Origin of the sequence: Novipirellula sp. (assembly GCF_041583735.1) — a bacterium.
Classification (GTDB): Bacteria; Planctomycetota; Planctomycetia; order Pirellulales; family Pirellulaceae; genus Novipirellula.
Window position 1 is genome coordinate 1 of record NZ_JBFHFD010000376.1, and the last position, 8434, is coordinate 8434.

Annotated in this window: 9 protein-coding genes; 3 read left to right on the forward strand and 6 right to left on the reverse strand. The window is 54.3% G+C overall.

The features are described 5' to 3' along the window. The 5 genes from ABX962_RS23050 to ABX962_RS23070 form a co-directional block, all read right to left on the reverse strand. Positions 1-159, reverse strand: a 159-nt coding sequence (locus ABX962_RS23050; protein ID WP_372722710.1) for a class II aldolase/adducin family protein, incomplete at its 3' end; no start/stop codon positions are given. After that, positions 156-1457 (reverse strand): 3-oxo-tetronate kinase, encoded by a 1302-nt coding sequence (gene otnK, locus ABX962_RS23055; RefSeq protein WP_372722695.1) that lies wholly within the window; start codon positions 1455-1457, stop codon positions 156-158. The genes otnK and ABX962_RS23050, both read right to left, overlap by 4 nt. Positions 1458-1460: 3 nt before the next feature. Further along, on the reverse strand, positions 1461-2093 hold the full coding sequence (locus ABX962_RS23060; protein WP_372722697.1) for a cyclase family protein: 633 nt from the start codon (positions 2091-2093) through the stop codon (positions 1461-1463). Further along, positions 2080-3147 (reverse strand): Gfo/Idh/MocA family protein, encoded by a 1068-nt coding sequence (locus tag ABX962_RS23065; RefSeq protein ID WP_372722699.1) that lies wholly within the window; start codon positions 3145-3147, stop codon positions 2080-2082. Before ABX962_RS23065 ends, ABX962_RS23060 begins: the two co-directional genes overlap by 14 nt. A gap of 6 nt (positions 3148-3153) precedes the next feature. Next, entirely contained in the window at positions 3154-4539 is a 1386-nt protein-coding gene (locus tag ABX962_RS23070; RefSeq protein WP_372722701.1) for an MFS transporter, read from the reverse strand. Between the two features lie 134 nt (positions 4540-4673). Between ABX962_RS23070 and ABX962_RS23075 the strand changes: the two genes are divergently transcribed. Beyond that, the gene (locus tag ABX962_RS23075) at positions 4674-5597 is read left to right on the forward strand and encodes a LysR family transcriptional regulator (protein WP_372722703.1); all 924 of its coding nucleotides are present in this window, start codon (positions 4674-4676) and stop codon (positions 5595-5597) included. A 233-nt stretch (positions 5598-5830) separates the two neighbouring features. Continuing rightward, complete coding sequence (locus tag ABX962_RS23080; protein ID WP_372722704.1) at positions 5831-6424, forward strand: hypothetical protein; 594 nt, start codon at positions 5831-5833, stop codon at positions 6422-6424. Between the two features lie 76 nt (positions 6425-6500). Here ABX962_RS23080 and tal read toward each other — a convergent pair whose 3' ends face one another. Beyond that, on the reverse strand, positions 6501-7472 hold the full coding sequence (tal, locus tag ABX962_RS23085) for a transaldolase (protein WP_372722706.1): 972 nt from the start codon (positions 7470-7472) through the stop codon (positions 6501-6503). Positions 7473-7682: 210 nt separating this feature from the next. On the opposite strand from tal, the gene ABX962_RS23090 reads away from it, so the two are divergent. Continuing rightward, a partial coding sequence (locus tag ABX962_RS23090) for a diacylglycerol kinase family protein (protein WP_372722708.1) occupies positions 7683-8434 on the forward strand: 752 nt, incomplete at its 3' end.

An 8434-nucleotide genomic window follows, 5' to 3' on the forward strand; every position in this document is an offset into this window, starting at 1 on the left:
ATCAGGATCAAGTCGGCCCAAGCAGACATTCGTGGGCGTGACCAAAATACCATCTGGCAAACGGACGCTAATATTTCCGCTGCTGCCACACGTAACTCCACGATCAAACAGCGATTGGCCGTGCATGGCGATTCGCTCGCGCAATTCTCGTTCGCTCATGCCAACATCTCCAGTGCGGTGTGAAAAAAGTTATCATCGCCAAAGTTGCCTGATTTGAGTGCGATCGCCAGCGGTTGCCCGCCAATCGATTGAGTCCAAGGAACACCGGCACATATTTCAGGGCCAATTTTTAGGGCACGAATGCTCAAATCACGAACCACTGCGCCCGACGTTTCGCCACCCGCGACGATCAACCGCCGTACACCGACGTCGGTCGTCAAATCCACTGCGACTTTGCCTAAAAACGATTCGATCACTTGCGCCGCTTCGGTTTGTCCTAGCGACTGCTGGACGCTACGGACGCCTTCGGGATCGTCGGTCGAGTAAATCAATAGAGGACGTCGGGGATCACAGGCCTCGGCCCATGCCGCAAGTCGTCGTTGGTACCCACTGGGATCGCGAGCAATCTCAAGCACATCAAGCTGCCAAGTACTGCAAAATGATTTTGCTTTGGCCACTTGCCGGATGGTTGCCTGCGAACAACTACCCGACAAAATCAAGCTGCGACCTGAGATCGATGGTAACTCGCTCGCCGCACGATATTCGTCAACCAGACCGGATTTCCGATATGCCTCGCCTAGGTATCGTGCCAGACCTGATCCACCAGTTACTAGCGGCATGTCGCTGACCGCCGCAGCGATGGTTTGCAATTGCGAATCGTCGACACAATCGACCACAACATGAGAGATTCTGTCGCGACGTTGGGTTTGCAGCGACTCGGTGACGCGGCCGACGTCGGCGAGGTCGCGATAACAAAGCCGCCCAACAGGACGCGTGACTTGGTGCGTCAGGAATCGCACCAAGTTGGCGTCCTGCATCGGATTGAGCGGGTGATTTTGCATTCCCGATTCGCTAAGCAGCGTGTCGCCAACGAACAAGTGCCCTTGATACACCGTCCGTCCCGCGCGCGGAAACGCGGGACAAAAGATCGTTTGTTTGACACCCAACGTGTCCATCATCGCTTCAGCGACGGGACCAATATTGCCATGCTCGGTCGAGTCAAACGTCGAGCAGTATTTGAAATAGAACCGCTCACATCCATGGTCACGCAGCACTTCCATCGCCGCGATCGATTGCGAGATTGCGTCGGATGGGGCGATCGATCGCGTCTTGAGTGCCACCACGACCGCATCGACCGCGTGGACTTGCAAATCATCGAGTGTCGGGATTTCCAGCCACTGAATGACTCGCATTCCGCCTTGCGCCAAATTGATCGCAAGATCGGTCGCTCCGGTTACATCGTCGGCGACACATCCAAGCACTGCAGACGCGGAGGTAGTTTTAAGTTTTTTTGTCATCACTCAATTTTCCTCCATCGCGATCGCGCGAACGGGAGTGCCGTCACCACCAATGACGTTTAATGGCAACGCGACCAATTGAACGATCCCTTGAGTCAATTGGTCCAGATTGGCGAGCCCTTCGAGAATGACGACGCCTCCACGGAAGAGTGTTTGATGGACCTCGGTGACCTCGTCGATATTGTTGACATCGGCAACCGAGGGCGGTTCGACTCCGATCAATCCGACTTCGCGATCAACCAACCAACGAGCCAACTCGACTGATATTCGTGGCAATTCATTGCGATATTCCGTCGTTCCGAATCGCTTGTGCCAATCGGTTCGCAGTAACAACCGGCACCCTGGGGTGACTTGGTTTGCAACGCTTGCAAAGTCATCAACGGTCAGCAATTGTTTTGGAGTCGCCGGAGACAAGTCGACGACGATTGCTGGGCCCACCACAACGCTCAGGTCTTGTTGGTCGATCGTCCGTCCGTCGTCCAGAAAGTGACACGGTGCATCCATGTGGGTGCCGCAATGCGAATACAGCGTCAGCGTGGTTGCATTCCAGCCATGCGTTTTGATCCGTTTCGCGGGGGAAACATCGACGCCGGGCATGTCGTTGTTGATCGGCAAGGTCAGGTCAATGATTCGCATGCCCGTCTCCTGAGGCAAGTCCACGTACCGGCAATCCGGTTTCCGCGGACTCGTAGATTGCCGCTTGGACTCGCAAGGTTTTTAAATACTCTTCGCCACTCGTTTCAAACGGCGATTCATTGCATAGCGAGTCGATGAAATGCTTTTGCGTAAAATAAACACAGTCGCCTGCGAAGCCACGGCGATGATGCTCGTAAGGGTGAGACTGCACGGGATGGCCAAGTTTCTGGGTCGTGATCTGCCCATCACTGGCCAATCGAATCGATCCGCCGTCGGTCTCCAGCAGACATTCACCGAAGGTGTAGCGGGGATCTTTGGCTTCGGATTCATGGTAACGGCTAGCGTCCCAGAGGCCCCGTGCACCGCCCTCGAATTCGAACACGATCATCCCAGTGTCTTCGCCGGCGATGTTGGGGTTCAACCGACGCAACGATGCGAAGACACCATCGATCTCGCCGGCTAGAAATCGAAACGTGTCGATGAAGTGCACGCCGGTTTCGAAAACCAGCAATTGTGGCATCGTGGCAAAATAGGGTTGGCGAGCTTGATAGGCATCCGCTTGCCATCCGTCGCCCATCCGGGTGCGCACGCTGAGCGAGTGGAGCGTTTCGCCCATGGCACCGCGTTGCATCAGATCCCGCATTTTGCGATACCAAGGTTGAAAGCGAAAGTTCTCGTGGACCATTAACCGGATACCCGCGGCGCTAGCGACGTTGACCAATTCGGCAGCTTCGTCGAGGGTCGGTGACAGCGGTTTTTGGCAGATCACGTCGACACCGGCTTCGGCGGCAATGCGAACGAGGTCCAAATGGGAATCGGGCCGCGTGATGATGTCGATGAAGTCGGGCTTTTCGGTTCGTAGCATCGTTTCGACGTCATCGTAGGCGTTAGCGATCTCGTACTCGCGAGCGGCCCCGTTTGCTTTCTCGCGATCGACATCACAAATTGCAACGAGTTCCGCTTCTGGGATGCGATTCCAGGCGTCAAAATGGAAGTGGCTAAAGTAGCCCGCTCCCACAGCGACTCCGCGTTTTGGTTTGATTGAATCTGCCATGTTCCCTTACCGCATCAAAAAATTGGTGTAGACCAAGGCAGCGATCACCACCACGATCATGACCGCGAAACTCGCTAGTCGCACTCGTAATTGACCGGCAGGCAATTCGCGTAGTTGTCTCAGCGGATTCATAAACAACCAAGCCACCATCGCCAACGCGTTGATCGTCGCGGCAAAAACAAAGAACGAATTTGCGGTTCCTGTTTCTGCGGCAAAATAAGGCAACGTTACATTGGCGACGAAGTACGGGAACACCACAGCGCTCAAGGCCGCGCCCATGTTGCCGACCATGTTCATCGCACCCGAGACGGCACCGCTACGGTCTCCACCGATATCCATACAAAGGGCCCAACTCGGGCTGAGTGTCATTTCGACTCCGAATAACGCGATCGAAAAACAGAGGATCAGCGGCCAAACCGTTTCCGAATCCGCGGTTTGTGTGCACATCAAAAGCCCAATGGCGCCCAAGGCGAAACCGATCATCGCGGGAATTCGCCGCGACAGCACGGGCATGCCCTGCTTATGAAGCAGCGTCACCAAGGTACCCGAGAGCCAAAGAGCGACGGCACCGATCAAGAGCGGAAGCGCCGACAAATTAGCCGCTTGGCTGCCCCAGCGTTCTTCGATATAAGGACGCAACCACGTGATACTGATGAAAAACGTGATATTACTCGCAGCGTACTGGAACATCGCCAACAACACGTTCGCGGATGTCACGATCTGGATGTAGGGAATGCTTAGCGGTGTGGATTGGTGTTCCGCGATGCCGGTTGCGATCAACTCGACCTCGGCCTGGTTCGTCCCCCGATGGTCACTAGGCGAGTTGCGGTACCAAAACCACCAAACGCCGCCCCAAACCAGTCCCACCAAACCGTTGGCAACAAACGTCCATCGCCATCCGATCCACGAGATGAGTGCCGGCATCACGACCAACGAGAGTGCCGCACCGACACGTGCTCCGGAATGGAAAATTCCTTGACCGATGCCTCGCTCTTTCGCAGGCAACCATTTGTACAGCGCACGGGTGGCACCGGGGTAAGCACCGGCCTCGCCCATCCCAAACAGGAAGCGGACCACCAGCAAGCTGATCGCCGTAAACACCGCTCCGGTCAGCGCCGTAAATACGCTCCAGATGACAACCACGATGGTCAGTGCGAGTCGTGGCCCCGCACGATCGCTAAACATCCCTGCGGGAATTTGGAAAAGAGCATAACCGATCGCAAAAATGCCAAACACATAGCCCATCATCTGGTCCGACAAACCGCTGATGTCCGATTGCATCGGCCCTTTGGCGGCGGAAATGCAGACGCGGTCCATGTAGGTGTTCACTGTATGTAGAAACAGCAACAGCACTAACAGGAATCGTTGTCGCGTTGCGACGGACTCGGTCATGGGGTATCCAGGGTGCAGACTTGAACGTCACGAGGGGGAGTTTCTTTGACGTTATGGGATTCTAATGGAAGTTGGTGTTCGCTAAAATAAAATACTTCAAAACGTTCGTTTATAAATAACTAATGGTCTGGGCGATGAAGCATTCCTCGGGTTCTCTGTCACGTGCCAGCGAGTTGAGTGTTCAGCAACTGCAGACGTTTAGGTGTGTCTATGAACGCGGAGGGTATGCGGCGGCGGCTCGCGAGATGGAGCTTTCGGTGCCTACGGTGTGGCAGCACATACAAACGCTGCAGCGTTTGTATCGAACGGATTTGTTCGAGAAGTCGGGACGCGGCGTGGTGGCGACGGCGATGGCAACAAAGTTGTACTCGCAGGTCACTGAGTTGTTGGCTGGGTTGGATTCGACTTTTGATCTCGCCGAGGACAATGAGAGTGATTCGCGGCCGATCACGATCGTGGCGGGCGTCCGCATGATGATGGAAGAGATCGCCAATCCGCTGCAGCAATTTCGCCAAACTTGGAACAATCCGTTGGTGCTTAGGGAAGGCAACAATCAGATTGCCGAAGAATTAATTTTGTCAGGAGAAGCCGACCTTGCATTGACCCTTGAACCCGAAAATGAAAACGCATCGCCGCTAATTCATTTCGAGCCGGCTTATTTAGTCGAGTTTCTGGCGATCTGTAAAAAGGGGCATCCCTTTGCGGCTTCGCCCAGCAACACCCTGCGTGAACTGGTCAAACATGATCTCGTCGTGACGCGGCCAGGAACGCACGGACGTGACGCGCTGGATCACACGCTGCACCGCGAACGGTTGACGGCAAACGTGGTCGCGGAAACGGACAACAGTGGGTTTACAATCGCATGCGTCCGATCCGGGTTGGGAGTTGGTGTGTTGGCGGGCCGCGTCAACGGCGAGTTATGTCGACGGTTAGTGGTCAAGTCATTGCGTCGGCATCTAGGTGAGCGGCAGATTGCGTTCATGTGGAAGAAAGGACGTCGGTTAAGCCCCGCAGTCCAAAGCCTCGTCGACAACATCAAGCAGTCCAACGTGGGATAGGCTTTTCGTGGGATAGGCTTTTCGTAGCGAAAGTCGCGAAGACTTTCGGGGGGAATGAAACGGATCCCAAGCAAGTGCCCAGACCGTGAAGTGCAGCACATGGTTTAAAAGCAACAGGATTTTGCGAAGCATCTTACGTTGACGCGAAGCAGGACGCAAAATTTTTCGCGGTTTAGCCCACCGGATCTGCTACGCTTGAGGGATGCATCGCACTCAATGTAACGAAAACTGTGATGAGTCAGCAAAATCAAAAGCGACTCAAGCGTCTTCCGCCTGAATATTATCGCGGGTTCGCGTGGGTCCACTGGACATTAACCATCCAAAATCGAAGAGTGGGATGGCTCGATGCTCGTTTCTTGTACAAATTCCGCGAAGTGCTAACGCATGTCGGTTTTCGTGATCAAATTGCCTGTCCCGTTTTTTGTTTGATGCCTGACCACATACATTTACTGTGGTGTGGGCTTGCTCAAGAATCGGACCAGCAGATTGCGATGAAACGACTGCGTAAAGATACCAACGATTGCTTGAAGCGAATTGGATACGTATTACAACTTCAATCGTTTGATCACGTTCTTATTGACGACGAACGCGAGCAATGGATGATTGAAGCTGTGATCGAATACATCGCTCGCAATCCCGAACGAAAAGGTTTGGTACCGATCGACGAGTTTGCGAGCTATCCCTATACCGGTTGTCTAATTCCCGGCTACCCTCAAATGCGATTATTTCAAGGTGAAGGTTGGGACGAGCTTTGGCGGACGGTTGCATTTTTGAAACGCACGCATTGTTTTCGTGTGCCAGACCCAAAGCACGTCCCCTGTGAGTAGTGAACGCTTCGACAATTTTCCGGGTGACCGCACGAAACTCTTGGCGAGTTTCGCTACGAGGAAAAAACACACCCACTTACACCGAGGCGGCTTCCATTCGCTGGGCTAGGTAGCTGCGAAGCTTGTCCAGGTCGGCTGCGAAGCCGCGGATGCCTTCGGCCAACTTTTCGGTGGCCATCGCGTCTTCGTTTAACATCCAGCGGAAGGTCGCTTCGTTCATCTCGATTTTTTCGATGTCCATCTTGGCTGCCGCATCGGCATCCAATGCTTTGGGAACATCGACGTCGATGTCGGCAAGTTGGCCGAGCAGATCGGGCGAGATCGTCAACAGGTCGCTTCCGCAAAGCGCCATCACCTGTTCCTTGGTGCGGAAGCTGGCGCCCATCACCTCGGTCTTGTATCCGTGCTTTTTGTAGTAGTTGAAAATCGTGGTGACCGATTCCACACCGGGATCTTCCGACACCGCAATCGAATCGACACCTCGCTTGTTCTTGTACCAATCGTAGATGCGGCCCACAAACGGGCTGATCAACGTCACCCCGGCTTCAGCACACGCGATCGCTTGACCGAATCCGAACAAGAGAGTCAGGTTGCAGTGAATGCCCTCTTTCTCGAGTTGCTCGGCAGCGCGGACGCCTTCCCATGTGCTGGCCATCTTGATCAGAATGCGGTCCTTCGAAATTCCTGCTTCTTTGTATAGTTCGATCAGTTCGCGTGCCTTGTTGATCGTTCCCTCGGTATCGAAGCTCAACCGTGCATCAACTTCGGTCGAGACGCGGCCTGGGATCAGTTCCAAAATGCGGCAACCAAACGTGACTGACAATTTGTCGATGATGGCATCGAGCAGTCCTTCTTCGCTGCTGGACTTGGATTGGCCGTAAGCAATCGCTTCATCAAGCAACGATTGGTATTGTGGCATCTGAGCCGCTTTGTACAGCAACGACGGATTGGTCGTCGCGTCTTGCGGTTTGTGTTTGGCGATCGCATCAATATCGCCGGTGTCCGCAACCACGACGGTATGTTTTTTTAACTGATCTAACGAACTCATGGGTCGAGCCTGATTGGGAGCGTGTTGTGAAATGTTTTTTGCATTCTAGCAGATCCAAGGTGCCTCTGAGAATCATGCTCTGGAACCGACCCTCGAGGATTGCTGATTTCATCGTGTCAAGCTAAACCGCAGGCGCAAGAAATGCAGTACGAGTTACAGTTCCCCGCAAGTTACCTTGAAAAAATCATCTAGGATATTAAGAAACGAACCATGACCAACCTCGTTTTCTGGAACCGTGGCTCTGGCAAAGCCGAGCAAGTCGAACGGCTTCGCGAGGCGTTGCCGTCCGCGACGACCACGTGGGTGCAAATCACTCGCGACGTGGATCTGCGGGAAACGATCGAACACCAGCTTGATGATGAGTGCGACGTCGTATTCGCCGCAGGCGGGGATGGAACCGTCAATGCCGTCGTCAACGCATTAATGAAAATTGACAGTGCTCGCCGCCCCAGCATGGCGGTCATTCCGCTGGGGACCGCCAACGATTTCGCTGGCACGCTCGCCATTCCCGACGAGATCGAAGAGGCAGTGGCACTATATCTCGATCGCCAGCCGATTCCCATCGATGTGGTCCGGATCGCCGGCAGCGGATTCGAGCGTTATTACGCCAACGTTGCGGCGGGCGGTAACTGTGTCCGCGTTTCCGAAGAACTGACTGACGACATCAAATCACGTTGGGGAGCGTTCAGCTATCTCCGAGGTGCCGTTGGCGTGCTGGCGGATATGAAAAGCTTTCGTGTTCATGCGGAAATGGACGGCCAGAAAATTAGTGATTTTGATAGCTGGGCCGTACTTGTGGCCAATGGGAAAACAAACGCGGGACGCATCGAAGTGGCTCCCGAAGCTTCGCCGGTCGACGGACTGCTCGACGTGGTGCTGATCAAAGACGGCGACGTGATGGATATGGTCGAAATCGTTGCCGGCAACCTGCTTGGCAACTTTCTCGAGTGTGAGCAGGTCAT

Excerpts from the sequence above, each read along its gene's own strand:
- otnK (WP_372722695.1), bottom strand. The coding sequence starts at position 1,457 with ATGACAAAAAAACTTAAAACTACCTCCGCGTCTGCAGTGCTTGGATGT.
- ABX962_RS23060 (WP_372722697.1), bottom strand. The coding sequence starts at position 2,093 with ATGCGAATCATTGACCTGACCTTGCCGATCAACAACGACATGCCCGGC.
- ABX962_RS23065 (WP_372722699.1), bottom strand. The coding sequence starts at position 3,147 with ATGGCAGATTCAATCAAACCAAAACGCGGAGTCGCTGTGGGAGCGGGC.
- ABX962_RS23070 (WP_372722701.1), bottom strand. The coding sequence starts at position 4,539 with ATGACCGAGTCCGTCGCAACGCGACAACGATTCCTGTTAGTGCTGTTG.
- ABX962_RS23075 (WP_372722703.1), top strand. The coding sequence starts at position 4,674 with ATGAAGCATTCCTCGGGTTCTCTGTCACGTGCCAGCGAGTTGAGTGTT.
- ABX962_RS23080 (WP_372722704.1), top strand. The coding sequence starts at position 5,831 with ATGAGTCAGCAAAATCAAAAGCGACTCAAGCGTCTTCCGCCTGAATAT.
- tal (WP_372722706.1), bottom strand. The coding sequence starts at position 7,472 with ATGAGTTCGTTAGATCAGTTAAAAAAACATACCGTCGTGGTTGCGGAC.